23 protein-coding genes are annotated in these 25769 nt (G+C 57.7%); 16 read left to right on the top strand and 7 right to left on the bottom strand.

Features of this window, described 5'->3' with window-relative positions; genetic code table 11:
- Positions 1-132: 132 nt before the first annotated feature.
- Positions 133-1386, top strand: a complete 1254-nt coding sequence (glyA, locus tag AB3N39_RS15620; protein ID WP_008502165.1) for a serine hydroxymethyltransferase — start codon at positions 133-135, stop codon at positions 1384-1386.
- Positions 1387-1440: 54 nt separating this feature from the next.
- Here the strand turns inward: glyA and AB3N39_RS15615 are convergent, their stop codons facing one another.
- The gene (locus AB3N39_RS15615; RefSeq protein ID WP_133294932.1) at positions 1441-1863 is read right to left on the bottom strand and encodes a DoxX family protein; all 423 of its coding nucleotides are present in this window, start codon (positions 1861-1863) and stop codon (positions 1441-1443) included.
- A 173-nt stretch (positions 1864-2036) separates the two neighbouring features.
- Between AB3N39_RS15615 and AB3N39_RS15610 the strand changes: the two genes are divergently transcribed.
- The gene (locus AB3N39_RS15610) at positions 2037-3176 is read left to right on the top strand and encodes a 3-phenylpropionate MFS transporter (RefSeq protein WP_133294931.1); all 1140 of its coding nucleotides are present in this window, start codon (positions 2037-2039) and stop codon (positions 3174-3176) included.
- Here the strand turns inward: AB3N39_RS15610 and csiE are convergent, their stop codons facing one another.
- The gene (gene csiE / locus AB3N39_RS15605; protein ID WP_133294930.1) at positions 3177-4454 is read right to left on the bottom strand and encodes a stationary phase inducible protein CsiE; all 1278 of its coding nucleotides are present in this window, start codon (positions 4452-4454) and stop codon (positions 3177-3179) included.
- 125 nt (positions 4455-4579) lie between these two features.
- On the opposite strand from csiE, the gene AB3N39_RS15600 reads away from it, so the two are divergent.
- Both AB3N39_RS15600 and AB3N39_RS15595 read left to right on the top strand, forming a co-directional pair.
- Positions 4580-5218, top strand: a complete 639-nt coding sequence (locus AB3N39_RS15600) for a DUF1007 family protein (protein ID WP_274240627.1) — start codon at positions 4580-4582, stop codon at positions 5216-5218.
- Positions 5209-6189, top strand: coding sequence for a nickel/cobalt transporter (locus AB3N39_RS15595; protein WP_136195566.1), 981 nt, complete (start codon positions 5209-5211; stop codon positions 6187-6189). Before AB3N39_RS15600 ends, AB3N39_RS15595 begins: the two co-directional genes overlap by 10 nt.
- A 40-nt stretch (positions 6190-6229) precedes the next feature.
- Here the strand turns inward: AB3N39_RS15595 and suhB are convergent, their stop codons facing one another.
- On the bottom strand, positions 6230-7033 hold the full coding sequence (gene suhB / locus AB3N39_RS15590; RefSeq protein WP_325849385.1) for an inositol-1-monophosphatase: 804 nt from the start codon (positions 7031-7033) through the stop codon (positions 6230-6232).
- Between the two features lie 131 nt (positions 7034-7164).
- Between suhB and trmJ the strand changes: the two genes are divergently transcribed.
- The 11 genes from trmJ (at position 7165) to sseB (ending at position 15882) form a co-directional block, all read left to right on the top strand.
- The gene (gene trmJ, locus AB3N39_RS15585) at positions 7165-7890 is read left to right on the top strand and encodes a tRNA (cytosine(32)/uridine(32)-2'-O)-methyltransferase TrmJ (RefSeq protein WP_136195565.1); all 726 of its coding nucleotides are present in this window, start codon (positions 7165-7167) and stop codon (positions 7888-7890) included.
- 216 nt (positions 7891-8106) lie between these two features.
- Positions 8107-8598 (top strand): Fe-S cluster assembly transcriptional regulator IscR, encoded by a 492-nt coding sequence (gene iscR / locus AB3N39_RS15580; protein ID WP_045399615.1) that lies wholly within the window; start codon positions 8107-8109, stop codon positions 8596-8598.
- A 119-nt stretch (positions 8599-8717) separates the two neighbouring features.
- The gene (gene iscS / locus AB3N39_RS15575) at positions 8718-9932 is read left to right on the top strand and encodes a cysteine desulfurase (protein WP_008502157.1); all 1215 of its coding nucleotides are present in this window, start codon (positions 8718-8720) and stop codon (positions 9930-9932) included.
- A 24-nt stretch (positions 9933-9956) separates the two neighbouring features.
- Positions 9957-10343, top strand: coding sequence for a Fe-S cluster assembly scaffold IscU (gene iscU, locus AB3N39_RS15570; RefSeq protein WP_003860661.1), 387 nt, complete (start codon positions 9957-9959; stop codon positions 10341-10343).
- A 13-nt stretch (positions 10344-10356) separates the two neighbouring features.
- Complete coding sequence (iscA, locus tag AB3N39_RS15565; RefSeq protein ID WP_003860659.1) at positions 10357-10680, top strand: iron-sulfur cluster assembly protein IscA; 324 nt, start codon at positions 10357-10359, stop codon at positions 10678-10680.
- Between the two features lie 80 nt (positions 10681-10760).
- A complete protein-coding gene (gene hscB / locus AB3N39_RS15560; protein ID WP_024908642.1) occupies positions 10761-11276 on the top strand; it encodes a co-chaperone HscB in 516 nt (171 codons plus the stop codon).
- 14 nt (positions 11277-11290) lie between these two features.
- Positions 11291-13141 carry a Fe-S protein assembly chaperone HscA gene (hscA, locus tag AB3N39_RS15555; RefSeq protein WP_367896868.1) on the top strand — a complete coding sequence of 617 codons (1851 nt, stop codon included), beginning with the start codon at positions 11291-11293 and terminating at the stop codon, positions 13139-13141.
- A gap of 1 nt (position 13142) precedes the next feature.
- The gene (fdx, locus tag AB3N39_RS15550) at positions 13143-13478 is read left to right on the top strand and encodes an ISC system 2Fe-2S type ferredoxin (RefSeq protein ID WP_003860652.1); all 336 of its coding nucleotides are present in this window, start codon (positions 13143-13145) and stop codon (positions 13476-13478) included.
- Between the two features lies 1 nt (position 13479).
- Positions 13480-13680 (top strand): Fe-S cluster assembly protein IscX, encoded by a 201-nt coding sequence (gene iscX, locus AB3N39_RS15545; protein ID WP_003860650.1) that lies wholly within the window; start codon positions 13480-13482, stop codon positions 13678-13680.
- 60 nt (positions 13681-13740) lie between these two features.
- The gene (gene pepB / locus AB3N39_RS15540; RefSeq protein WP_133294924.1) at positions 13741-15027 is read left to right on the top strand and encodes an aminopeptidase PepB; all 1287 of its coding nucleotides are present in this window, start codon (positions 13741-13743) and stop codon (positions 15025-15027) included.
- 78 nt (positions 15028-15105) lie between these two features.
- A complete protein-coding gene (sseB, locus tag AB3N39_RS15535; protein ID WP_133294923.1) occupies positions 15106-15882 on the top strand; it encodes an enhanced serine sensitivity protein SseB in 777 nt (258 codons plus the stop codon).
- Positions 15883-15899: 17 nt separating this feature from the next.
- On the opposite strand, the gene AB3N39_RS15530 is transcribed toward sseB, so the two are convergent.
- The 4 genes from AB3N39_RS15530 to AB3N39_RS15515 form a co-directional block, all read right to left on the bottom strand.
- Positions 15900-16670 (bottom strand): MurR/RpiR family transcriptional regulator, encoded by a 771-nt coding sequence (locus AB3N39_RS15530; RefSeq protein WP_133294922.1) that lies wholly within the window; start codon positions 16668-16670, stop codon positions 15900-15902.
- Complete coding sequence (gene sseA, locus AB3N39_RS15525; RefSeq protein WP_133294921.1) at positions 16670-17515, bottom strand: 3-mercaptopyruvate sulfurtransferase; 846 nt, start codon at positions 17513-17515, stop codon at positions 16670-16672. The genes AB3N39_RS15530 and sseA overlap by 1 nt, the downstream gene beginning before the upstream one ends.
- Before the next feature lie 90 nt (positions 17516-17605).
- The gene (locus AB3N39_RS15520; RefSeq protein ID WP_133294920.1) at positions 17606-18973 is read right to left on the bottom strand and encodes a 6-phospho-alpha-glucosidase; all 1368 of its coding nucleotides are present in this window, start codon (positions 18971-18973) and stop codon (positions 17606-17608) included.
- A 12-nt stretch (positions 18974-18985) separates the two neighbouring features.
- Positions 18986-20530: a PTS transporter subunit EIIC gene (locus AB3N39_RS15515; protein ID WP_367896867.1), complete on the bottom strand. Its 1545-nt coding sequence runs from the start codon at positions 20528-20530 to the stop codon at positions 18986-18988.
- 286 nt (positions 20531-20816) lie between these two features.
- On the opposite strand from AB3N39_RS15515, the gene AB3N39_RS15510 reads away from it, so the two are divergent.
- On the top strand, positions 20817-25769 hold the full coding sequence (locus AB3N39_RS15510; protein WP_367896866.1) for an alpha-2-macroglobulin: 4953 nt from the start codon (positions 20817-20819) through the stop codon (positions 25767-25769).

The following is a 25769-nucleotide window of genomic DNA, read 5'->3' as shown; positions in this document are numbered from 1 at the left end:
GGGAAACGTTTGCGTAAAATCGTTTGTCAAGACCTGTTATCACAGAACTAATCAGTTATACTGTTGCCCGTCGTCCAACAGGACTGCCTTTTCAGGCCAAAATTTACTTGTTAGCTGAGTCAGGAGATGCGGATGTTAAAGCGTGAAATGAACATTGCCGATTATGATGCCGAACTGTGGCAGGCTATGGAGCAGGAAAAAGTACGTCAGGAAGAGCACATCGAACTGATCGCCTCCGAAAACTACACCAGCCCGCGCGTTATGCAGGCGCAGGGTTCTCAGCTGACCAATAAATACGCTGAAGGTTACCCGGGCAAACGCTATTACGGCGGTTGCGAGTATGTTGATATCGTTGAGCAGCTGGCTATCGACCGTGCGAAAGAACTTTTTGGCGCTGACTACGCAAACGTGCAGCCGCACTCTGGCTCTCAGGCTAACTTCGCGGTCTACACCGCGCTGCTGCAGCCGGGCGATACCGTTCTGGGTATGAACCTGGCGCAGGGCGGCCACCTGACTCACGGCTCCCCGGTTAACTTCTCCGGCAAACTGTACAACATCATCCCTTACGGTATTGATGAGTCCGGTAAAATTGACTACGAAGACATGGCGAAGCAGGCTAAAGAGCACAAGCCGAAGATGATCATCGGTGGCTTCTCTGCTTACTCCGGTATCGTTGACTGGGCAAAAATGCGCGAAATCGCAGACAGCATCGGTGCTTACCTGTTCGTTGACATGGCGCACGTTGCGGGTCTGATCGCCGCAGGCGTTTACCCGAACCCGGTTCCACACGCTCACGTTGTGACCACCACCACCCACAAAACCCTGGCGGGTCCACGCGGTGGCCTGATCCTGGCGAAAGGCGGTGACGAAGAGCTGTACAAAAAACTGAACTCCGCTGTATTCCCAAGCGCGCAGGGTGGCCCGCTGATGCACGTTATCGCGGCAAAAGCGGTAGCGCTGAAAGAAGCGATGGAGCCAGAGTTCAAGGTTTACCAGCAGCAGGTTGCTAAGAACGCCAAAGCGATGGTGGAAGTCTTCCTGAACCGTGGCTACAAAGTGGTATCCGGCGGTACTGAAAACCACCTGTTCCTGTTGGATCTGGTTGATAAAAACCTGACCGGTAAAGAAGCTGACGCTGCCCTGGGCCGCGCCAACATCACCGTGAACAAAAACAGCGTGCCAAACGATCCTAAGAGCCCGTTCGTGACCTCCGGTATTCGTATCGGTTCTCCGGCCGTAACTCGCCGCGGCTTTAAAGAAGCGGAAGTGAAAGAGCTGGCTGGCTGGATGTGTGACGTTCTGGACAACATCAATGACGAAGCGGTTATCGAGCGCGTCAAAGGTAAAGTTCTGGATATCTGCGCACGCTTCCCGGTCTACGCATAATTCCTCTGCCCTGCAGAAATAAAAAAGGCCGCGCTTGCGGCCTTTTTTTATGGCTTAACGCCGGTCCAGGGAAATAGCCCCCGGCCCAACAATGGCCAGCAAAATAAAGGAGCCAGCAATACTGACGTTCTTATAGAAGTTAATCATATTCGGCACGACCGCATCACCGGTCATATCCCAGTAATGGTGACCGATAATCGCCGTGCCCAGGGTATAGAACACAAACAGTACCGCGAGAGGACGGGTGAAAAAGCCGAGTACGATCAGAATGGCGGCAGGCACTTCCATCACTACCGCAATAATGGCCGCCAGCATGGGCATCGGCGTTCCCAGCGAGGTCATGTATTGTACGGTGCCGCTAAACCCCGTCAGTTTTGGATAACCAAAGATAATAAACAGCACGACAAGTGCGATGCGGCCAATGAGCAGCAGCAGGTGACGTGACTGGCCGAAATCGAGATAACGTAGTGAGTTCATGGCAGAAAAACCTCTGCAAGTGGAGTAATTTAAACGTAATACATATTTTCATTCCCTGCCATAAGCCAGACGATTACACAGGATGTTAAATTTTCGTTAATTTATAGCAGGCTATCTACTTGCTTAATTTTTATATTCTCGCCAGACTATGGCCTCGATTTCGGGAGGGATTCATGGTCTTGCATTCCACGCGCTGGCTGGCGCTCAGTTATTTCACCTATTTCTTTAGCTACGGCATTTTTCTGCCTTTCTGGAGCGTCTGGCTTAAGGGTATCGGCCTGACGCCCGAGACCATCGGCGTCCTGCTCGGGGCAGGGCTGGTGGCGCGTTTCCTCGGTAGCCTGCTGATTGCCCCGCGCGTCAGCGATCCCTCCTTACTGATCAAGGCCGTGCGCATTCTTGCTCTGCTGACCCTGGTCTTTGTTGCCTGCTTCTGGGTCAGCCACCAGTTTGCCTGGCTGATGGTGGTGATGGTCGGCTTTAACCTGTTCTTCTCGCCGCTGGTACCGCTGACGGATGCCCTGGCGAACACCTGGCAAAAGCAGATCACCATGGACTATGGACGCGTGCGCCTGTGGGGCTCTATCGCCTTTGTGATTGGCTCTGCGCTGGTGGGGAAACTGGTCAGCCTTTACGATTACCGCGCCATTCTTGCCCTGCTGAGTATCGGTATTGCCTCGATGCTGCTGGGCATGCTGCTGCGACCGTCAGTGATGCCGCAAGGGGAAAGTCGCCATCAGGAGAGCGCGGGCTGGCCCGCGTGGCAGAGCCTGGTTGCACAGAGCTGGCGTTTTCTGGCGTGTGTCTGTCTGCTTCAGGGGGCACATGCGGCGTACTATGGCTTCAGCGCCATCTACTGGCAGGGAGCGGGATATTCTGCTTCTGCAGTGGGCTATCTTTGGTCGCTGGGCGTGGTGGCCGAAGTCATTATTTTCGCCCTGAGCAAGAAGCTGTTTCGACGCTTTGGCGCACGTGACCTGCTGCTGCTTTCCGCCGTGTGCGGCGTGGCGCGCTGGGGGATTATGGGCTGGACGACCGATCTGCCGTGGCTGATTGTGGCGCAAATCCTTCACTGCGGCACCTTTACCGTGTGCCATCTGGCGGCCATGCGCTATATCGCAGCGCGCGAGGGCGGAGACGTTATTCGTCTGCAGGCCGTCTATTCGGCGGTAGCCATGGGGGGCAGTATCGCGATCATGACGGTCTTTGCGGGGTTCCTTTACCAGCACCTGGGTAATGGCGTGTTCTGGGTAATGGCGCTGGTGGCGCTACCGGCAATGTTTGTTCGACCGAAAGTGGCCGCACGCGCGTAACTACGATTCCAGCATGGCGCGAATATGTTCTTGCTGCTGCGCGTTCAATGTCTCAACGGCATGAATCAACGGCGGCGAGAACAGCGGCAGGGCCGTAGGGTAGGGGGTGATAACCAGCGCGGCTTCGCGCGGTGCCCCCTCTTTCTGAAAAGCCTGTAGCGTCAGATAGCGAATGTTGAGCGGCAACAGCGTCAGCTCGCGAAGCTGCTGTTCAATCAGGTCCTCACTGGCTTTATCCTCTCCCGTCAGCAGGATCACCTGTTTTTCGTGCAGATCGGTCTCCTGCATCAGCCAGGCGCCGAAAATCACCGCCACGAGGCTCATCTCTTCATCGGAAAAACGCAGCCCAAACTCCGCTTCCAGCTCAAACAGCGCTTCCTTCGTGGTGCGTAACAGCCGGGGATAGAGACGGTGGATCTCCTCCGGCAGGCTATTGTCGATGCCGATCTCAAACAGCGAGCGGTCCAGCGCCTGAGCAAGGTGGATATACAGCTGATCGGTGAGCCCTTGCTCATCGCTGAAGTTCATCCCGGTCTGCGAGCGAAAGCGGGCGACCATGCGTACGATGGCCCGGCGCAAACGCTGATCCTGCTGGTGTTTATCGAGCACCGGGTCGGGCGTGCGGAGCATCATAAACAGCAGCGCCAGAAACAGCTGTTCATCCCCGTGGGCACCCTGCGGGACGCGCCGTCTCCAGTGGCGCACGATCTCCTGCGCTGTAAAATACTCCCCTCTTGACTGGGTCCAGCTGCGCTGAACGTGAGAAAACTGCGGCGTATTCCCGAGCTGGTGCTGAATAAGGCAGTATTGCAGATAGAGCTGTAAAAACTGGACGTCGCGGCATTCAAACTGGCGCTGCAGCTTGCGAGAGCAGAAGCCGATCAGCGCCCGCAGGTTCGCATCGTCGTAAAGCGGACGCGCGATGCCGTGTTGTTTAAGCGCGGTTTTTAATGCGGGGGTAAACTGGTGCGAGACAAACTGCGGGCAAAGCCGCAGCGCCCGTCGCAGCCAGTGCAGCAGGCATAAACGCTGATTCAGGGCTGTACCTTCAATCCGGTAGCTGCCGTCGTGGTGCGTGACGATATCCAGCCGGTGATAGCGCTGGATTTCATCGCGCGTCTCGGCTATATCTTGCCGTGCCATCGCGTCGTCCACGCCGTTGGCAGCAATTATGCTCTGTGCGGTGACGGCAGCATCGGGCAGGTAAAGCATCAAAAGCACCTGGCAGCGGCGCTGCGAACTGGAAAGCACAGATGGAATTTCAAGCGTCGTCATCATCTGTCGGGTATCCAGTGTGAATGTTTGATAAGAATAGCTAAAGGATGAACGCTGAAAAGCGCGCCGGCAGGCCTTTCATTCAGGATTGCTGGGGAACATCACAGAATTTTTGACGTGAGGAATTGATGCAAACAGTTAAACAAAGTGCGATGGCGTTATTTTTGGCGGTTATCAGCTTCACCGCCAGCGCACACCCTCACAGTTTTATTGACCTCCAGACCGAGCTGGTCACCGACGGCACGCAGCTCAGCGGCCTGAAAATGCGCTGGACGATGGATGAAATCACCTCGGCCGATCTGCTCTATGATGCGGGAAACGCGAAGCCCGGTGACGAAATATGGAAAAAGCTGGCGGCAGAAGTGATGGCTAACGTGCTCGGCCAGCACTATTTCACCGAGTTCTGGCATAACGGGCAAAAGGTCAAATTTCTGAACCGACCCACGGAATACGGGATGACGCGCGACGGGCACCGGGCGGTGCTGACGTTCGTGCTCCCGCTGGCGCACCCTCAGCCGCTGGCGGGGCAAACGTACCGCTTTTCCACCTTTGACCCTACCTACTATGTCGACATGCGCTATGGCAAAGACAGCGACGTGCGGCTGCCGGACGCGCTGCAAAAAAGCTGCAAAATCGGCGTTCATACCCCGAAGCCCAGCGAAGAGACGCTGAACTTTGCGGTCTCTCTCGACAAGGAAGATGCCCCGCCAGAGGACATGGAATTGGGTAAACAGTTCGCGCAGGAGGTGACGTTACAATGTCAGTGATCTCCTCTCCGGTTCGAAAACAGCGCCGCTGGCTTCACCTCTGGCCGCTGGCGATCTTTTTGCTGTTCGCCGTTTGCGGCGCGATGTGGCTTTGGCAGGCCTGGCCGCAGGTCATGATGAAAAGCATTATCTGGCAGCGTGAGGTCAACCAGCAGATGAGCGGTCTGCTGAAGGCGGTGGCGGAGAATCCGACAAAGGCGGGCGGTTCCCTGCTGGCGTTCAGCTTTATCTATGGCGTGCTGCACGCGCTGGGGCCGGGGCACGGCAAAATCGTCATTACGACCTGGCTCGCCACCCATCCGTCAAAGCTGAAATCAAGTATCGGCCTGACGCTGGCCTCCTCGCTGCTTCAGGGCGGCGTGGCGATTGCGCTGGTCGTGGTCGTCCTTTCGCTGTTACAGCTTCCCGCGCGCCAGCTGCACATGAGCAGCTTCTGGCTTGAGAAGGGCAGCTACGCGCTGGTGGGCGTGCTGGGGCTGATCCTGTGCTGGCGGGCGCTGAAAAAGCTGCGCGCGCTGCTGCGAAAGCCAACGTTCAAATCCTTTACGCCGCACCACGTTCATGATGAACACTGCGGCTGCGGGCATCAGCATTTGCCCACGCAGGAACAGTTGCAGAACGGCGACGACTGGCGTGCGCGGCTGATGATTGTTCTCTCGATGGGCATGCGCCCGTGCTCGGGTGCCATCATGGTGCTGCTGTTCAGTAAGGTGATTGGCGTGTTCGGCTGGGGCATGCTGTCCGCGCTGGCGATGGCAGCAGGAACCTCTCTCACTATTTCGTCTTTAGCGCTGCTGGTACACAGCTTCCGTCAGCTGGCTGTCAAACTCAGCGGCAATAAAACGCCGGTACTGTGGCGACAGGTAGGGTGGACCACGCTTGCGCTGGCGGGCGGGGTCATTCTGCTGGTGGCGGCGGTAACAATGTGGATGAGTGCGGTGCCGGTGGGAAGGGGATTACGGCCGTTTTAGTTGGGATCCCCTCTCCCACAGGGAGAGGGAATTACCGGGATTAACGCTTCAGCGCATCGCTCAGTTCATCACGCATGTTTGCCAGCATGGCTTTAACAACGCGTGGGTTACCCGCAACGATGTTTCCGGTAGACATATAGTTATGGCCGCCGGTGAAGTCACAAACAATGGCGCCTGCTTCACGTGCGATCAGCTCGCCCGCTGCAAAATCCCATGGCTTCAGTGAGAGTTCGAAGTAACCGTCAACGCGGCCGGTTGCCACGTAGGCCAGATCCAGCGCAGCAGAACCGGTGCGACGGAAGTCCGCGCATTCGGTGAACAGTTTGCCCAGGATATTCATGTAGGTGGTCGCGTGCTGTTTCGCCTTGAATGGGAAACCGGTCGCCAGAATGGTGCCGTCAAGATCGCGTGCGTTGCTGCAGCGCAGACGGTAGCCGTTCAGCTGTGCGCCCTGACCGCGGGTCGCGGTGAACAGTTCGTTACGCATTGGATCGTACACAACGGCGACTTCAGTACGGCCTTTAATGCGTACTGCGATAGACACAGAGAAGTGTGGCAGGCGTTTAACGAAGTTGGTGGTGCCATCCAGTGGATCGATAACCCATTGAACATCCTGCTCGGTACCTTCATGTTCACCGCTTTCTTCGGTGATGATGGTGTGCTGCGGGTAAGATTTGCGGATCGTTTCGATAATAATCGCTTCTGCGGCTTTATCGACGTTAGTCACGAAATCATTGCTGCCTTTCTGGCTGGTTTCTACGGAGTCTGGCGTTTCGTAGTGTTTGGCAATTACATTACCCGCCTTGCGCGCTGCGCGCACGGCGATGGTCAGCATCGGATGCATCGGTCTCTCTCACTGGATGTTAAAGAACAGGAAAATCGGCGCAGAGTATAGCAGCGGGATCGGATTATGTCTCCCGTTTATGATAATATGCCCGAATATTCTTCAGACACTGAATTCAGACATTAAAAATTATGCTGCAAAACATTCGAATTGTGCTGGTTGAAACATCGCATACCGGCAACATGGGCTCCGTTGCCCGCGCTATGAAAACCATGGGCTTAACGAACCTGTGGCTGGTTAACCCGCTGGTGAAGCCTGACTCTCAGGCGATTGCTCTGGCGGCCGGTGCCAGCGACGTAATCGGCAATGCCCAGATCGTCGATACCCTTGACGAAGCGCTGGCCGGCTGCAGCCTCGTTGTCGGTACCAGCGCGCGTTCACGCACGCTGCCGTGGCCAATGCTCGATCCGCGTGAATGCGGCCTGAAAAGTGTCTCGGAAGCAGCACTGGCACCGGTTGCGCTGGTGTTTGGCCGCGAGCGCGTAGGCCTGACTAACGACGAGCTGCAGAAGTGTCATTATCACGTCGCGATTGCGGCAAACCCGGAGTACAGCTCGCTAAACCTGGCGATGGCGGTGCAGGTTATCGCTTACGAAGTACGAATGGCGTGGCTGGCGACGCAGGAGAAAGAGGTCGAGCCAAAAGAAGAGACGGCTTACCCGCTGGTGGATGACCTTGAGCGCTTCTACGGTCATCTGGAGCAGACGCTGCTCTCAACCGGCTTTATTCGCGAAGGCCACCCGGGGCAGGTGATGAACAAGCTGCGCCGTCTGTTTACCCGCGCGCGTCCGGAAAGCCAGGAGCTGAACATCCTGCGCGGGATTCTGGCGTCGATTGAGCAGAAGAATAAAGAGTAGTGTCGATTTCCCCCTCTCCCTGTGGGAGAGGGCCGGGGTGAGGGCATCAGCCCGCACCTGGGTTATGAAGGCACAGAAGGTTAAATACCTGACTAAAACAGTCAAGTAAATAGTTGACCATTTTAGTCAGGAATGTCAGACTTGGCCCTGCTATGCAATACCCCCATTTTACAATAAAAAACCCCGGGCAGGGGCGAGTTTGAGGTTAAGTAAGACATGAGACTGACATCTAAAGGGCGTTATGCCGTGACCGCGATGCTGGACGTTGCGCTCAACTCCGAAGCGGGCCCGGTTCCGTTGGCTGATATTTCTGAACGACAAGGGATCTCCCTCTCTTACCTGGAACAGCTGTTCTCCAGACTGCGTAAAAATGGACTGGTTTCCAGCGTTCGTGGCCCAGGCGGCGGTTATCTGCTGGGTAAAGACGCGGGCAGTATTGCAGTTGGCGAAGTGATCAGCGCAGTTGACGAATCCGTTGACGCGACCCGTTGCCAGGGTAAAGGCGGCTGTCAGGGCGGCGACAAATGCCTGACCCACGCGCTGTGGCGCGATCTGAGCGACCGTTTGACCGGCTTCCTCAACAACATCACCCTCGGTGAGCTGGTGAATAACCAGGAAGTTCTGGACGTATCGGGCCGTCAGCACGGCCATGATTCCCAACGCAGCACCCGCGCGCAGGACGCTATCGACGTCAAACTTCGCGCGTAATAAAACGATAAGTATTTCAGAATCAGGCCGGGGCGAAGACTCGCCCCGTGTACTCGGTCGTACATCCAGCCGGTTGCCTGATTCCTTGCATTGAAGCGATGTACGGAGTTTATAGAGCAATGAAATTACCGATTTATCTCGACTACTCCGCAACCACGCCGGTGGACCCGCGTGTTGCCGAGAAAATGATGCAGTGTCTGACCCTGGACGGAAACTTTGGTAACCCAGCTTCCCGTTCACACCGTTTTGGCTGGCATGCTGAAGAGGCGGTTGATATCGCCCGTAATCAGATTGCTGACCTGGTCGGTGCCGACCCGCGTGAAATTGTTTTCACCTCCGGCGCGACCGAATCCGACAACCTGGCGATCAAAGGTGCAGCCAACTTTTATCAGAAAAAAGGCAAGCACATCATCACCAGCAAAACCGAACACAAAGCCGTGCTGGACACCTGCCGTCAACTGGAGCGTGAAGGGTACGAAGTCACCTATCTGGCGCCACAGAGCAACGGCATTATCGATCTGAAAGAGCTCGAAGCGGCCATGCGTGATGACACCATTCTGGTCTCCATCATGCACGTTAACAACGAAATCGGCGTCGTTCAGGACATCGCGACCATCGGCGAAATGTGCCGCGCGCGCGGTATCATCTATCATGTGGACGCGACTCAGAGCGTGGGCAAACTGCCTATCGACCTGAGCCAGCTGAAAGTGGACCTGATGTCCTTCTCCGGCCACAAAATCTATGGCCCGAAAGGGATCGGCGCGCTGTACGTTCGTCGTAAACCACGTATCCGTATCGAAGCACAGATGCACGGCGGCGGTCACGAGCGCGGCATGCGTTCCGGTACGCTGCCTGTTCACCAGATCGTGGGCATGGGCGAAGCCTACCGCATTGCAAAAGAAGAGATGGAAACCGAGATGGCACGCCTGCGCACGCTGCGTAACCGTCTGTGGGACGGCGTGAAAGATATGGAAGAAGTGTATCTGAACGGCGATCTCGAGCAGGGTGCTCCGAACATCCTCAACGTCAGCTTCAACTATGTTGAAGGCGAATCGCTGATCATGGCGCTGAAAGACCTGGCGGTTTCTTCCGGTTCTGCCTGTACGTCTGCAAGCCTTGAGCCATCCTACGTGCTGCGTGCGCTGGGTATGACTGACGAGCTGGCACACAGTTCTATCCGTTTCTCTTTAGGTCGTTTCACTACCGAAGAAGAGATTGACTACACCATCAAGCTGGTTCGCAACTCCATTGGCCGTCTGCGCGACCTTTCTCCACTGTGGGAAATGTTCAAGCAGGGCGTGGATCTGAACAGCATTGAATGGTCACATCACTAATCGGTACATAAGGAGAATTCAATCATGGCATACAGCGAAAAAGTCATCGATCATTACGAAAACCCACGCAACGTTGGCTCTTTTGACAACAGCGACGAATCTGTTGGAAGCGGCATGGTCGGTGCGCCAGCGTGTGGTGACGTGATGAAGTTGCAGATTAAAGTCAACAATGAAGGTATCATTGAAGACGCGCGCTTCAAGACCTACGGCTGCGGTTCTGCAATTGCGTCCAGCTCCCTGGTTACCGAATGGGTTAAGGGCAAGTCTCTGGACGAAGCGCAGGCAATTAAGAACACGGATATTGCTGAAGAACTCGAACTGCCACCGGTGAAAATTCACTGTTCAATTCTGGCAGAAGACGCGATCAAAGCCGCCATTGCGGATTACAAAAGCAAACGTGAAGCAAAATAATTGAGGTTTGAGTATGTCGATTACCCTTAGCGACAGCGCTGCCGCGCGAGTAAGCTCTTTTCTGGCGAACCGTGGTAAAGGCTTTGGCCTGCGACTGGGCGTACGTACCTCCGGCTGTTCTGGTATGGCTTACGTACTGGAGTTTGTTGACGAACCGGCGTCTGACGACACCGTGTTTGAAGACAAGGGCGTGAAGGTGGTGGTCGATGGCAAAAGCCTGCAATTCCTCAACGGCACTCAGCTGGACTTCGTTAAAGAAGGCCTGAACGAAGGGTTTAAATTCACGAACCCGAACGTCAAAGACGAGTGTGGTTGCGGCGAAAGCTTCCACGTTTAACCGCGCGTCATCCGAAACCCCACCGTGGCGTTACCCGCTGCGCGTGGGGTTTGTTCTAACAGGCTACCCCTGAGATTGTTATGGATTACTTCACTCTCTTCGGACTACCCGCTCAATACCCGATCGATCTCCAGGCGCTGACGATCCGTTTTCAGGATCTGCAGCGTCAGTACCATCCGGACAAATTCGCGAGCGGTACTCAGGCAGAGCAGCTGGCTGCGGTTTCCCACTCTGCCACCATCAACCAGGCCTGGCAGACGCTGCGCCACCCGCTGGCGCGCGCTGAATATCTGCTCTCGCTCCACGGTTTTGATCTGGCGAGCGAACAGCACACCGTGCGCGACACGGCGTTTCTGATGGAGCAGCTGGAGCTTCGCGAAGAGCTCGATGAGATTGAACAGGCCAAAGACGAAGCGCGTCTGGAAAGCTTTATCACGCGCGTGAAGGGCATGTTCGATACCCGCCATCAGCAGATGGTGGAGCAACTGAACAACGAGACCTGGGACGTGGCGGCAGACACTGTGCGCAAACTCCGTTTTCTCGATAAACTGCGAAGCAGTGCTGAACAACTCGAAGAAAAGCTGCTCGATTTTTAATTTCGGAAGCAATTATGGCCTTATTACAAATTAGTGAGCCTGGCTTAAGTGCCGCACCGCACCAGCGTCGTCTGGCGGTGGGTATCGATCTGGGCACCACCAATTCCCTCGTGGCGACCGTGCGCAGCGGCCAGGCGGAAACGCTGGCTGACGAGCAGGGCCGCCATCTGCTGCCTTCCGTGGTCCACTACCAGCAGCAGGGTCACGCGGTAGGCTATGACGCCCGCGCTAACGCCGCGCGCGATCCGGCCAACACCATCAGCTCCGTCAAGCGCATGATGGGACGCTCGCTGGCCGATATTCAGACCCGCTACCCGCATCTGCCGTATCAGCTGCAGGCCAGTGAAAACGGCCTGCCGATGATCGCGACCGCGGCCGGTCTGCTGAACCCGATTCGTGTTTCTGCTGACATCCTCAAAGCGCTGGCGGCGCGCGCTACGGCAACGCTCGGTGGCGATCTGGACGGCGTGGTGATCACCGTTCCAGCCTACTTTGACGATGCACAGCGTCAGGGCACCAAAGACGCCGCGCGTCTGGCGGGCCTGCACGTGCTGCGTCTGCTGAACGAACCGACGGCGGCGGCGATTGCCTACGGCCTCGATTCCGGTCAGGAAGGGGTGATCGCGGTTTACGATCTTGGCGGCGGGACCTTTGATATCTCCATCCTGCGCCTGAGCCGCGGGGTATTTGAAGTGCTGGCGACCGGCGGGGATTCCGCGCTGGGCGGCGATGACTTCGACCACCTGCTGGCGGACTACATCCGCGAGCAGGCGGGCATCAGCGATCGCAGCGATGCGCGCGTACAGCGTGAACTGCTTGATGCGGCCATTGACGCCAAAATCGCCCTGAGCGATGCGCAGTCCGTAAGTGTGAACGTTGCGGGCTGGCAGGGAGAGATCACCCGCGACCAGTTCAACGAACTTATTGCGCCTTTAGTTAAACGCACCCTGCTGGCCTGCCGTCGCGCACTGAAAGATGCGGGCGTTGAGGCGAACGAGGTGCTGGAAGTGGTCATGGTGGGCGGTTCGACCCGCGTGCCGCTGGTGCGCGAGCGCGTGGGCGAATTCTTTGGCCGCACGCCGCTGACCTCCATCGACCCGGACAAAGTGGTTGCCGTGGGCGCAGCGATCCAGGCCGATATTCTGGTCGGCAACAAGCCGGACAGCGAAATGCTGCTGCTGGACGTCATCCCGCTGTCGCTGGGCTTAGAAACCATGGGCGGCCTGGTGGAGAAAGTGATCCCGCGTAACACCACCATCCCGGTGGCGCGCGCGCAGGAGTTTACCACCTTCAAAGACGGCCAGACCGCGATGTCCATCCACGTAATGCAGGGCGAACGCGAGCTGGTGCAGGACTGCCGCTCTCTGGCGCGCTTTGCGCTGCGCGGTATCCCGGCGCTGCCTGCGGGCGGGGCGCATATTCGCGTTACCTTCCAGGTGGATGCGGACGGCCTGCTGAGCGTCACGGCGATGGAAAAATCCACCGGCGTGGAATCGTCCATTCAGGTCAAGCCATCCTACGGCCTGACCGATGGCGAAATCGCCTCCATGATTCAGGACTCAATGAGCTACGCCGAGCAGGATGTGAAGGCGCGTATGCTGGCGGAACAAAAAGTGGAAGCCGCACGCGTGCTGGAGAGCCTGAACGGCGCGCTCGCTGCCGACGCCGCGCTGTTAAGCGCCGCTGAGCGCCAGGTGATTGACGACGCTGCCGCGCGCTTAAGCGCCGTGGCCGAAGGTAATGACGCTGACGCAATAGAAAAAGCCATTAAAAACGTTGATAAACAAACCCAGGACTTCGCTGCTCGCCGCATGGACAAATCTGTCCGCGTCGCGCTGAAAGGCCAGTCCGTGGACGAGGTTTAATATGCCAAAGATTGTTATTTTGCCTCATGCGGACCTCTGTCCGGATGGCGCTGTTCTGGAAGCGAAGACCGGTGAAACCATTCTCGATGTAGCCCTGCGTGCAGGTATCGAAGTGGAACACGCCTGTGAAAAATCCTGTGCCTGCACCACCTGCCACTGCATCGTGCGTGAAGGTTTCGACTCTCTCGCCGAGAGCACCGAAGATGAAGACGACATGCTGGATAAAGCATGGGGTCTGGAGCCAGACAGCCGCTTAAGCTGCCAGGCCGCGGTGACCGATGAAGATCTGGTCGTGGAATTCCCACGCTACACCATCAACCACGCACGCGAGCATTAATATGGGACTGAAGTGGACAGACAGCCGTGAAATCGGCGAAGCGCTCTACGACGCGAACCCGGATCTCGATCCGAAGACCGTACGATTCACCGATATGCATCAGTGGATCTGCGATTTAGAGGATTTCGACGACGATCCAAACGCATCCAATGAAAAAATTCTGGAGGCGATTCTGTTAGTCTGGTTAGATGAAGCAGAATAAATAACAAAACGGGCTGCCTTCAGGCGGCCCGTTTGCTAGTTGCTAATAAGGAAAAATAAAATGACCGAAGCGATGAAGATTACGCTCTCTACGCAGCCCGCCGACGCGCGCTGGGGCGAGAAAGCCAGCTACAGCATCAACAACGACGGTATTACCCTGCACCTGACGGGCAACGATGATTTGGGCCTGATCCAGCGCGCCGCGCGTAAAATTGACGGTCTGGGCATTAAGCATGTCTCGCTGGAAGGCGAAGGGTGGGACACCGACCGCAGCTGGGCATTCTGGGCGGGTTACAAAGGGCCGAAAGGCAGCCGCAAAATTGAGTGGGCGAACCTCGACGAAGCCGGTCAGAAAGAGCTGGAAAGCCGCCTGCAAATCATCGACTGGGTACGCGACACCATTAACGCTCCGGCGGAAGAGTTAGGCCCTGAGCAGCTGGCGCAGCGCGCGGTTGACCTGCTGTGCGGCGTGGCGGGCGACAAAATGTCCTACCGCATCACCAAGGGTGAAGACCTGCGCGAGCAGAACTACATGGGTATCCACACCGTGGGCCGCGGCTCCGAGCGTCCTCCGGTCCTGCTGGCGCTGGACTACAACCCAACCGGCGATAAAGCAGCGCCGGTCTTTGCCTGCCTGGTAGGTAAAGGCATCACCTTCGACACCGGCGGCTACAGCCTGAAGCAGAGCGCGTTCATGGACTCCATGAAGTCCGACATGGGCGGTGCGGCAACCATCACCGGCGCGCTGGCGTTTGCGATTACCCGCGGTCTGAAAAAGCGCGTGAAGCTGTATCTGTGCTGCGCGGACAACATGGTGAGCGGTAACGCCTTCAAGCTGGGCGACATCATTCGCTACCGCAACGGTAAAAACGTTGAGGTGATGAACACCGACGCCGAAGGCCGTCTGGTGCTGGCCGATGGCCTGATCGACGCGTCTGCCCAGAAGCCTGAGCTGATCATCGACATGGCGACCCTGACCGGCGCGGCGAAAACCGCCCTGGGCAACGATTACCACGCGCTGTTCAGCTTCGACGACGAGCTGGCCGCTCGCCTGCTGGCAAGCGCCGCTGCGGAAAACGAGCCGTTCTGGCGTCTGCCGCTGGCCGAGTTCCACCGCAGCCAGCTGCCGTCCAACTTTGCCGAGCTGAACAACACCGCGAGCGCAGCGTACCCGGCGGGTGCAAGCACGGCGGCAGGCTTCCTGTCCCACTTCGTTGAGAACTACCACGAAGGCTGGCTGCACATCGACTGCTCCGCGACGTACCGTAAAGCGGCGGTGGAGCAGTGGTCCGCGGGCGCGACCGGTCTGGGCGTGCGTACCGTGGCGAACCTGCTGACGGCTGAGTAATGCTCTTTGCCCTCACCCTAACCCTCTCCCCATGGGAGAGGGCAGGGGTGAGGGGGAAATTCGACATCTGGAATTGTTATGTCCGAAACCAAAAACGAATTAGAAACCCTGCTGGAGCAGGCGGCGACCGAGCCCGCCCACCGTCCGGCATTTTTCCGCACCCTGCTGGAATCCACCGTCTGGGTTCCTGGCACCGCCGCGGAAGGTGAGCAGGTCGTAGAAGACAGCGCGCTGGATCTGCTGCACTGGGAGAAAGACGACGGCACGTCGGTGATCCCGTTCTTCACCTCGCTGGAAGCGCTTCAGAAAGCGGTAGAAGACGAACAGGCGTTCGTGGTGATGCCGGTGCGTACTCTGTTTGAAATGACGCTCGGCCAGACGCTGTTCCTCAATGCGAAGCTGCCGACCGGGAAAGAGTTTACGCCGCGTGAAATCAGCCACCTGATTGGCGAAGAGGGCAACCCGCTCAGCACGCAGGAAGTGCTGGAAGGGGGCGAAACGCTGCTGCTCTCTGAGGTGGCCGAGCCACCCGCGCAGATGATTGATTCCCTGACGACGCTGTTCAAAACGCTCAAGCCCGTCCGGCGCGCGTTTCTCTGCTCCATTAAAGAGCGTGCGGACGAACAGCCGGTGCTGTTGATCGGTATTGAAGCCGATGGCGATATCGACGAAATCATTCAGGCGGCGGGCAGCGTGGCAACCGACACGCTACCGGGCGACGAGCCGATTGATATCTGTCAGGTGAAAAACGGTGAGAAGGGCATCAGCCACTTTATTACCGAGCACATCACCCCGTTCTACGAGCGTCGCTGGGGCGGCTTCCTGCGCGATCTTAAAACTAACCGCATCATCTGATTACGGCGGGGTGAATATCACCCCGTTGCTTCCAGCAGCAGTAAATCCATCAGCAGCACCAGATTCGACTCAAACGACGTCACCCCCGCGGCTTCGGCGGCGAAGTGCACCGCTTCGTCATAGAGAGCAAAATGCACGTCCGCCATTCCCGCCAGCGTATTGGCTGAGGCGCGGGTAAACGCGACGATCGTCATACCGACGTTTTTGGCTATCCTCGCTTTATCCAGCACCTGTTCCGTTTCGCCGCTGCGCGAGACGGCAATAAACACCTGATAGCGGGCGGCATTGCTGAGAAAAATATTCCGGCTGTCGCCCGGCCCGGAGATAAACGCCGTTTTGCCCAGTACCTGCAGCTTCTTGGTCAGGTACTCCGCAAACAGATAAGAAAACCCGGCCCCGTAGAGAAAGAAACTCTCTTTCTGGCGCAGCAGGTTAGCAAACTGCTGGCGTTTCTCCTGGGTAACCCACTGAAAGGTATGCTGATAGTTGGCTATAAACTGATTAAACAGCACCGGGAGTTCAGGACGCGACTGCGCCTGAGCGGCAATATGCGGCGTGTCGGAGAGCAGCTGCTTGCAGTGCCAGATAAACTCGCTAAAGCCGCTGAACCCCAGCTTCTGGCACAGCCGCATAATAGTGGCGGTAGAAACGAACGTCGCCTGCGCCAGCTCGCGAACCGTGATGTTGCCCACCAGCAGCGGATGCTCCGTGAGGTGGGCGAGGACGCGATACTCCGCGCGGGTCAGCGACGCCCCGCGCGTTAACAGCGTGGCCAGGCGGTTATCCATTATTTCGCGGGTTCGACAGGCAGATCGTCTCGCGCACCCCATTCGCTCCAGGCGCCGTCGTAGAGCGTGACGTCGCTTACGCCGAGCGTGGCGAGCGCCAGAATCACTACGCAGGCCGTCACGCCGGAACCGCAGCTGGCAATAATCGGACGATGTAAATCAACCCCTGACTGGTCAAAAATAGCGCGCAGCTCGTCGGTGGTTTTCAGCTCGCCCTCAAACACCAGATTGCCCCACGGCACGTTCAGCGCGCCCGGAATATGTCCGCGCTTCAGCCCCGGACGTGGTTCATCCGCTTGGGCATTGAAGCGCGGAGCAGGGCGGGCATCGACGATTTGCGCCGTTTTTTCATGGCTCACGACCAGTACGTCGGTCAGGCGTTTCACCACATGGGCGTCAAAGGTCGCGTCGAATTCGCCTTCCGGCAGCGTTACGTCACCCTGCTGAAGGGGCAGCTCGTCGCGCTTCCAGCCCGCCAGCCCGCCCGCCAGAATCGAGACTTTTTCTACGCCGAAGTTTTTCAGCATCCACCACGCGCGCGGTGCGGAGAAGAGGTTACCTTCATCATACACAACGAGGTGCTTATCTTTGCTGATGCCCAGCTCGCGCATCGCCACGGAAAACGCTTCCGGGCGCGGCAGCATGTGCGGCAGGGGAGAGTTGCGATCGGAAAGGGCTTCGATATCAAAAAATACCGCGCCAGGCAGATGCCCGGCACGGTATTCTCCGGGCACGTCACGATGCTCTTGTCCCGGAGGGGCCATACGCGCGTCGATAATCTGAACTTCCGGATCGTCGCCGTGCTCAATCAGCCAGTCGGCAGCGACAAAATATGAGGTGGACATGGGTTGCCTCCATTCTTTTCCGTAAAAAAGGATTGTCGGTGTTTTTTCTGACACCGACAAGCAAACCACGTTCAACTCGCGAGCAAGCCCCTATTTTTTCACCGGTTCGCCGTCCTGCCAGGCTTTTTGCAGCGCAGGCCAGTAGTCGCGGTTGGCCTCGATCATCTCGTCAAGAATCGCTTTCGCATGTTCCATGGTCGGCACGGTGCGGTTGAGGGTGAACGCCTGCAGGGCTTTCTCATAGCTGCCCTCGATGGTCGCCTCCACCAGAAGCTGTTCCGAGGCGAGCTGCTGTTGCAGCAGGGTCTGATGGAACAGCGGCACCTGACCGAAGCGAATCGGTTCCGGGCCTTCGGCGGTGATATAAGCGGGCACTTCCACCACGGCATCGTACGGCAGGTTGGCGATCGCCCCGCGGTTTTCCACCATTACCAGATGTCGGCTGCGCAGGTTAAAGGCCAGCGAGCAGGCGACATCAACAATAAACTCGCCGTGGACGCCCACGTGGAAGGCATCCGGTAGGATCCCGGTTCGCTTATATTCTTCGGCAGCGGCGAACAGCTTTTTCTCACGCCCGTCCATCACTTCATTGGCGCGGGTATAGTCCGGGTTCTGATGCTCCACAATCTGGTTCGGCATCAGGTAGTACTGCAGATACGGGTTCGGCAGATACTCCGGGAAGTTGTCCATGATCGGCTTGATATTGCGCCAGGTCTTCACCCATGAAGGATCGGAATGCTGCGGATCGGTTTTAGCCGCGTCTTCCGTCAGCAGGCCAAACTTTGCGATATGCTTACGCAGCTCGGGCAGCTTGTCTTCGCCGTCCACCAGCACGCGGGTAAACCAGCCGAAGTGGTTCAGGCCGAAGTAGTCGACCTCCAGCTTGTGGCGATCGACACCCAGAATTGCCCCCATATTGCGCATCGCGGCCACCGGCATATCGCAGATATTCAGCACCCTCGCGTTCGGGCGCAGGCGGCGCACGCCTTCCGCGACGATCGCCGCCGGGTTGGAATAGTTCACGATCCAGGCTTTCTCGTGCGCGTAGCGATCGACCAGATCGATAAGCTCCACCATCGGCAGGATCGTGCGCAGGCCGTAGGCAAGTCCGCCGGGTCCGCACGTTTCCTGGCCCACCACGCCGTGACGCAGCGGGATCTTCTCATCCTGCTCGCGCATTTTATACTGGCCGACGCGCATCTGGGCGAAGACGAAATGCGCGCCGCTGAAGGCCACTTCCGGATCGCTGGTGACGGTAAATTTGATGCTCTGACTGTGGTCGCGAATCACTTTCTCGACGACGGGCGCAATGGTGTTTTGACGCGCCTCGTCGATGTCATAAAGGCGGATTTCGGCCAGAGGGAAATCCTGCAGGCGCACCATCAGGCTTTTCACAATACCCGGCGTGTAGGTGCTGCCGCCGCCGGCAATCGACAGAATGAATGGGGGTGTAAACATCTTTAGCTCCTTTCAGAGAAACGTCTCAACGGCTTCTCGCATTTTTTTGACGTGCAGCCCGTAGACCACCTGAACGTTGTTACCTTGTTTGATAATCCCTTTCGCGCCGGTCGCCTTCAGCCGCGGCTCGTCGATAATGGCGACGTCCTTCACCGTGACGCGTAAGCGGGTGTAGCAGTTATCCACGACCTGAATATTTTCCCGGCCTCCGAGACCTACCACGATGGATTCGCCGAGCCCGTCGTTATTCCCCTTCGCCTGGTATTCCTGCTTGCTGTAAAGGCGCGTTTCCTTGTCGTCATCCTCACGGCCCGGCGTTTTCATGTTGAAGTGCAGGATCAGGAAGCGGAACACCACGAAGTAGAGGGCAAACACGATCATCCCCACCACGATGTACATCGGCCAGTTGGACTTCTCCGTGCCGAGCGGCAGGTTGTAAAGGATGAAGTCGATAATCCCGTTGGCGCCGATGGCGTGAACGCCCAGCAGCGAGAACAGCATCATGCCGATGCCGGTCAGCACCGCGTGCACCACGAACAGCAGCGGGGCGACGAAGAGGAATGAAAACTCAATCGGCTCGGTCACGCCGACCAGCAGCGAGGTCAGCGCCGCGGGGATAAGAATGGCTTTCGCAATGACTTTACGCTCCGGCTTTGCGGTCATATACATCGCCAGCGCGGCGGCAGGCAGGCCGAACATTTTGCTGATGCCGCGCGCGTCCCACACCACCGTGCTGCTGAGCTGCTTCACGTCCGGGCAGGCCATCTCGGCGAAGTAGATATTGCGCGCGCCCTGATAGGTTGCGCCGCACACCTCCTGCGTACCGCCCAGCTCGGTATAGAGAAACGGCGTATAAACCAGATGGTGCAGGCCAGTGGGAACCAGAATGCGTTCCAGGAAGCCGTAGATGGCCACGCCAAACGGCCCGGAGCCTTTGATGGCAAGCGCCAGGGCGCTGATGCCGTGCTGGGCAAAGGGCCACAGTTCACTCATCACCACGCCGAGCAGCATGGAGACCGGAAGCATTACAATGGCGACAAAATAGTGGCCGGAGTAAATCGCCATCGCGCCGTTAAACTGTACGCCGGAGTATTTATTGTACAGATATCCGGAGAGCGCTCCGGTCAGGATCCCGGCAAAGACCCCCATCTCTAGCACCTGCACGCCCAGCACCATGGTCTGTCCGGCCGCTTTCATCTGGGCAACTGGCGCCAGCGCGCCCTGCAGCTGCAGCGTGACGTTCATGGCGTTGATGAACACGATAAAGGTGACCAGGCCAATCAGTGCGGCATAGCCTTTATCACGCGTCGCCAGACCAATCGGAATACCGACGGCAAACACCAGCGCCAGGTTAACCAGCACCGACACGGCAGATTTCGCGATAAGCTGACCAGTATGCTGAATCAGAGGATGTCCAAGAAACGGCAGGTACTCCGCGAGATTACCGTTACCTAGCACGTTACCAAAGGCGATAAACAGACCGACGATCGGTAAGATAAGTACCGGTCCGTACAATGATTTTCCGAAATTTTGTAGGGCGTTCACGGCTCGTTTCATGGCTTTCTCTCTTATTGAACCGCGCACTCGGGGTGCGTCATGGTCATAAAACTAGCAGTCTTCAGGCACGTTTATCCAGCTATCTTATTGTTTTAAAAACAAATGACTTGGAAGGTAACATGTGACGTTATGTCTTGTGATCGCGGTTCCATCACGGCGTAGCGGCGTGATGCCATTCTGCGAGGCGCTTTCCAGACTCTAAAATTGGACTTTTTGAATTAATGAAACTTGCGGATAATACTTATCCGGACGACGACCAACAGGCCTCCTGGGCCAGGGACAAAGGATGAAACCGTTTCGCTTAGCCGCGCTCTCTCTTGCGCTGCTTACCACGTTTACGCTTGTCGGCTGTGATAACAGCGACGATAAATCTCAGGCTGCGGCTCCCGCGGCATCCACTGCATCCACACCAAAAACCGCTGAAAAGCCCAATGCTGAAACGCTAGCTAAACTGGCCGCCCAGAGTCAGGGAAAAGCGCTGACCTTGCTGGATGCCTCTGAAGTCCAGCTAGACGGTGCTGCCACGCTGGTGCTGACCTTTTCTGTTCCGCTGAATCCTGAACAGGATTTCGCGAAAACAGTGCATGTCGTGGATAAGAAAAGCGGCAAGGTTGACGGGGCGTGGGAACTTGCGCCTAACCTGAAAGAGCTTCGCCTGCGCCATCTGGAGCCTAACCGCAACCTGGTCGTCACCGTTGAACCTGGCCTGCAGGCGCTGAACAAAGCGACGTTTGGTACTGATTATGAGAAAGCCCTGACCACCCGGGACGTTGAACCCACCGTCGGTTTTACCAGCCGCGGCTCGCTGCTGCCGGGTAAAGTGGTGGAAGGGCTGCCGGTTATGGCGCTCAACGTCAACAATGTCGATGTCAACTTTTACCGCGTGAAGCCTGAATCGTTGGCCTCCCTTGTTAGCCAGTGGGAGTACCGTAACTCGCTGACCAACTGGGAATCCGACAACCTGCTGAAGATGGCGGAACTGGTTTACACCGGTCGATTCGATCTTAATCCGGCGCGCAACACGCGCGAAAAATTGCTATTGCCTCTGAAGGATATTAAACCGCTCCAGCAGTCTGGCGTTTATATCGCGGTCATGAACCAGGCCGGGCACTACAACTACAGCAACGCCGCGACGCTCTTTACCTTAAGCGATATTGGACTGTCCGCTCACCGTTATCATAACCGCCTGGACATCTTCACCCAGAGCCTGGAAAACGGGGCGGCGCAGTCCGGGGTTACCGTTACCCTGCTGAATGACAAAGGGCAGACCCTTGCCGAAGCAAACAGCGATGCCGACGGCCATGCGAAGCTTGAAACCGACAAAGAGGCCGCGCTGATCCTGGCCAGCAAAGACGGCCAGACCACGCTGCTTGACCTCAAGCTGCCGGCGCTCGATCTGGCGGAGTTCGATATTGCCGGTAGCCCCGGCTACAGCAAGCAGTTCTTTATGTTTGGCCCGCGCGATCTCTACCGCCCGGGTGAAACGGTGATCCTCAACGGCCTGCTGCGCGACAGTGACGGTAAGCCACTTCCGGATCAGCCCGTGAAGCTTGACGTGCTGCGTCCGGATGGACAGGTCGCGCGTACCATTGTCGTCAAGCCAGAGAACGGGCTCTATCGCTTTAACTATACGCTGGACAGCGGAGCGCAGACCGGCATGTGGCATATACGCGCCAACACGGGCGATAACCTGCAGCGTCTGTGGGACTTCCATGTCGAAGACTTCATGCCAGAGCGCATGGCGCTCAACCTGAGCGGACAAAAAACGCCTCTATCACCGCAGGATAACGTCGACTTTAACGTGGTGGGCTATTACCTGTATGGCGCACCGGCCAACGGTAATTCTCTGCAGGGCCAGCTTTTCCTGCGTCCGCTGCGTGACGCGGTGTCTGCGCTGCCGGGCTTCCAGTTTGGCGATATCGCCGAAGAGAACCTGAGCCGCAGCCTGGATGAAGTGCAGCTTACGCTCGATGAGCAGGGGCGTGGGCAGGTTTCTACCGAAAGCCAGTGGAAAGAGGTGCATTCTCCGCTGCAGCTGATATTGCAGGCCAGCCTGCTGGAGTCCGGCGGCCGTCCGGTAACGCGTCGTGCTGAGCAGGCTATCTGGCCGGCGGCTGAGTTGCCGGGGATTCGTCCTCAGTTCGCCAGTAAAGCCGTTTATGACTACCGCACCGATACCACCGTCAACCAACCGATTGTTGACGAGAACGGCAACGCCAGCTTCGACATCGTGTATGCCGATGCCAGCGGAGCGAAAAAAGCGGTTTCCGGGTTACAGGTTCGTCTGATTCGCGAGCGTCGGGACTACTTCTGGAACTGGTCTGAGAGCGAAGGCTGGCAGTCTCAGTTCGATCAGAAAGACCTGGTCGAGGGCGAGCAGGAGCTAACTCTCAAGGCCGATGAGACGGGTAAAGTCACCTTCCCGGTGGAGTGGGGCTCTTATCGTCTGGAGGTGAAAGCGCCTGATGAGATGGTCAGCAGCGTGCGCTTCTGGGCGGGGTACAGCTGGCAGGATAACAGCGACGGCACCGGAGCTGCACGCCCTGATCGCGTGACGCTGAAGCTGGATAAGCCAGCCTATCAGCCAGGCGATACCATCAACCTGCACATTGCAGCGCCGGCCGCAGGCAAGGGCTATGCGATGATCGAATCCAGCGAAGGGCCGCTGTGGTGGAAGGAGATCGACGTACCGGCAAACGGGCTTGATCTCGCTATCCCGGTCGACAAAGCCTGGAAACGTCACGATCTTTATCTGAGTACGCTGGTGGTGCGTCCTGGGGATAAATCAAAATCCGCTACGCCGAAACGCGCGGTCGGCCTGCTGCATCTGCCGATGGGCGACGAAAACCGTCGCCTGAATATTGCGCTCGATAACCCACAGAAAATGCGTCCAAACCAGACGCTCTCGGTGAAGGTGAAAGCCAGCGTGAAAGAGGGGGCCGTGCCGCAGAAGGTGAACGTCCTGGTATCGGCGGTGGACAGCGGCGTGCTGAACATTACCGATTACGTGACGCCTGATCCCTGGCAGGCTTTCTTTGGTCAGAAGCGCTACGGCGCGGATATCTACGACATTTATGGCCAGGTCATTGAAGGGCAGGGCCGCCTGGCCGCGCTGCGCTTCGGTGGCGATGGGGATGAACTGAAGCGCGGCGGCAAACCGCCGGTGAACCACGTCACCATCATTGCCCAGCAGGCACAGCCGGTCACGCTGGATGCCAACGGGGAAGGCACGATTACGCTGCCGATTGGAGACTTCAACGGTGAGCTGCGTCTGATGGCGCAGGCCTGGACGGAGGACGATTTCGGCAGCAGTGAAAGCAAGATTATTGTAGCCGCGCCGGTTATTACCGAGCTGAATACCCCACGCTTCCTGGCAAGCGGAGACACCTCGCGGCTGACGCTGGATCTAACCAACCTGACCGACCAGCCGCAAACGCTGGACGTTGTCCTTACCGCAACAGGCAAACTATCGCTGGAAGGCGGGCAGCCGCAGCCGGTGCAACTGCCTCCGGGGGCACGAACCACCCTCTTTATTCCGGTGCGTGCGCTGGAAGGCTATGGTGACGGTGAGGTGACAGCACAGGTTACCGGCCTGCAGCTTCCGGGCGAGACCTTTGCGCCACAGCAGAAGAGCTGGAAAATCGGCGTGCGTCCGGCGTTCCCGGCGCAGACGGTCAATACCGGTGCCATGCTGAACCCTGGCGAATCCTGGACCGCACCGGCGCAGCACAGTAACGGTTTCTCTCCTGCCACCCTGCAGGGGCAACTGCTGTTGAGCGGAAAACCACCGCTCAACCTGGCGCGCTACATTCGTGAGCTGCAGGCCTATCCGTATGGCTGCCTGGAGCAGACCGCAAGCGGCCTGTTCCCGTCGCTCTACACTAACGCGGCGCAGCTTACGGCGCTTGGCATCAAAGGTGATACGGACGATAAACGCCGTGCCGCCATTGATATCGGTATTTCCCGTCTGCTGCAGATGCAGCGTGAAGACGGCGGGTTCGCGCTGTGGGATAAAAACGGTCCGGAAGAGTACTGGCTGACGGCCTACGTGACCGACTTCCTGGTGCGCGCGGGCGAGCAGGGTTACAGCGTACCTGCCGATGCGGTGAATAACGCCAATAGCCGCCTGCTGCGCTACCTGCAGGATCCGGGCATGATGTCCATTCGCTACAGCGATGATACTCAGGCCAGTAAATTTGCCGTGCAGGCCTATGCCGCTCTGGTGCTGGCACGTCAGCAAAAAGCACCGCTGGGAGCTCTGCGTGAAATCTGGGAACGTCACGCTCAGGCGGCGTCCGGGCTACCGCTGATGCAGCTTGGCATGGCGCTCAAGCTGATGGGCGATGCGCCGCGCAGCCAGCAGGCGCTGGATCTGGCGCTCAAAACACCGCGTAACGACAGTAAAACTTGGATGGCCGATTACGGCAGCCAGCTTCGCGATAACGCGCTGATGCTCTCCCTGCTGGAGGAGTACAAGCTGCTGCCGGATGCGCAGAATACGCTGCTGAATGCTCTGTCTGAACAGGCCTTCAGCCAACGCTGGCTGTCAACGCAGGAGAGCAACGCGCTGTTCCTGGCCGGACGTTCGCTGCAAACCTTGTCCGGTACATGGCAGGCGAAAACCTCTCTGTCTGAGACCGCATCAGGCGGCGATAAGTCACTGGTACAAAACGTGAGCGGCGACCAGCTTGGCGCGCTGCAGGTGACCAATACCGGCACGACTCCGCTGTGGGTGCGTCTGGACAGCACCGGCTATCCGGAATACGCCCCTCAGCCGAGCGCGAACGTGCTGCAGGTTGAACGTCATGTCCTGGCAACCGACGGCAGTACTAAATCACTCTCTTCCCTGAAGAGCGGTGAGCTGGTGCTGGTGTGGCTGGAAGTTAAAGCCAGCCAGAACGTGCCGGATGCGCTGGTGGTGGATCTCCTCCCTGCGGGTCTGGAGCTGGAAAACCAGAACCTGGCGAGCAGCAGCGCCAGCCTGCAGGACAGCGGTAGCGAAGTACAGAACCTGCTCAGCCAGATGCAGCATGCGGACATTCAGCATATGGAATTCCGCGACGACCGCTTTGTGGCCGCCGTGCCGGTAAATGAAGGTCAGCCGGTCACGCTGGTCTATCTGGCGCGCGCCGTGACGCCGGGAACCTACCAGGTGCCGGTTCCGATGGTCGAGTCCATGTATGTGCCGCAGTGGCGGGCAACGGGGGCGGCCAGTGGCCCGCTGATTGTTGTTCCGTAA

The sequence above is a fragment of the Enterobacter vonholyi genome (genome assembly GCF_040834095.1).
Taxonomy (GTDB): domain Bacteria; phylum Pseudomonadota; class Gammaproteobacteria; order Enterobacterales; family Enterobacteriaceae; genus Enterobacter; species Enterobacter vonholyi.
The sequence above is the reverse complement of the archived record's forward strand: the minus strand, read 5'-3'. Positions and strand labels throughout refer to the sequence as shown.